Below are 1,431 nucleotides of genomic sequence, written 5' to 3'. Positions count from 1 at the left end.
CGCCCCGTGACAGGGCGCTGCCGGGGATTGCGGTTCGCGGCGGCATGCTGTGGCCCTGGCTTTTGGGGGTTGCCGCTCATTGTGCCGGATATGGAACGCGGCATGCGGCATGTTTTGTCATGCTCTGTGCGAAATACACTAAGGCAGCTTCGCAAGGTGGTGTAGTATGGCAGAAAACGGAGACAGGCTTTTTGTTGCCCGCGATGGAAAGTCGCAGGTAGAGGATGTGATAAATTATGTGCATGCGGTTTTGAGCCGTAAAGCCATTGAAAGCGATGAAATTCCTGAAAATATTCGCCACGCCGGCGGCATGCAGCAGCTTTGCGAACTGCTCTGGGGCATACGCCGCATGACCGAGGCCCTGGGCAAGGGAGAGCTGACTTACAACTGTAATGAAAGAGGCTATGTTATCGGTTCACTCAAGGCGCTGCAGGCCAACCTGCGGCATCTGACGTGGCAGGCCCGTTGCATCGCCAAAGGGGAGTACAGACATCGCGCCAACTTCCTGGGCGATTTTTCCACCGCCTTTAACACAATGGTTGAGGAACTGGATAAAAGCGTGTCCAAGCTCACCCGTCTTTCCACCAGATACAAGGAAATGTCCTGCCGCGATTCCCTTACGGGCCTGCTGAACCGCCGCGCCTTTCTCAGCCAGGCTTTGGATGTGCTTAAAGATGAAGCCTACCAGGGGCAGGCCGTCATCATCATGACCGACATCGACTACTTTAAAAAGATCAACGACACATGGGGGCATACCTGTGGCGATGCGGTGCTGCGCCACATGGCCCAGCTTTTTCTTTCTCAGTTGCGAGAAGATGACCTGTGCTGCCGGTATGGTGGAGAGGAATTTATTCTGCTTTTGCCCGGCATGGGCCTTCAGCCGGGCTACGGCGTTGCGGAGCGTCTGCGGCGGCAGATTTGCGACGGCCATGTTACGTATGAAGGACACGATATTGCCATTACGGCAAGCCTGGGGGTGAGCTGCATCGACCTCAGCAGGCTTCCCTCGGACTGCAGGACTGTTTTTGAAATAACGGTGAAAGAGGCGGACGCCTGCCTGTATCAGGCCAAAAAAACCGGCAGAAACCGTGTTGTTTGCGCGAACACGCTGCAAGCCTGATTTTCAGGCAATGGCAGCCCTGGGCACGGGCGCCTGCGACGGTTAGAGCAGATTAACTTTGAGAATATATATTCTCAAAGTTTGAGGCACGCTCACTTCGGCGTTTAACCGCGCAGATAAACTGCGCTTACGCCTCCGTAGCGAACGTCTGCTCACGCAGCCGCCAGAGCAATTTCAAAGTGAAATTGCTCTAGTTCCGTTCTGGAGCGGAAACATGGAATTTCAAACGCTTGCAAGCGCCCTGCGCAGGCTGGACGCGGCGTGGTCCAGGTCATTGCGGGTGTGTGCGGCCATGACGGTCAGGCGCAGCC

1 protein-coding gene is annotated in these 1,431 nt (G+C 55.7%); it reads left to right on the top strand.

Features of this window, described 5'->3' with window-relative positions; all coding sequences use genetic code 11:
• Window positions 1-166: 166 nt before the first annotated feature.
• On the top strand, window positions 167-1,120 hold the full coding sequence (locus V6C07_RS07500) for a GGDEF domain-containing protein (protein WP_333535743.1): 954 nt from the start codon (window positions 167-169) through the stop codon (window positions 1,118-1,120).
• Window positions 1,121-1,431 lie beyond the last annotated feature (311 nt).

Origin of the sequence: Desulfovibrio sp. 1214_IL3152 (genome assembly GCF_036763055.1) — a bacterium.
GTDB lineage: Bacteria > Desulfobacterota > Desulfovibrionia > Desulfovibrionales > Desulfovibrionaceae > Desulfovibrio.
This window is presented reverse-complemented; position numbering and strand designations above follow the sequence as displayed.

Coding starts and splice junctions, on each gene's coding strand:
- V6C07_RS07500 (WP_333535743.1), top strand. CDS start 167: ATGGCAGAAAACGGAGACAGGCTTTTTGTTGCCCGCGATGGAAAGTCG.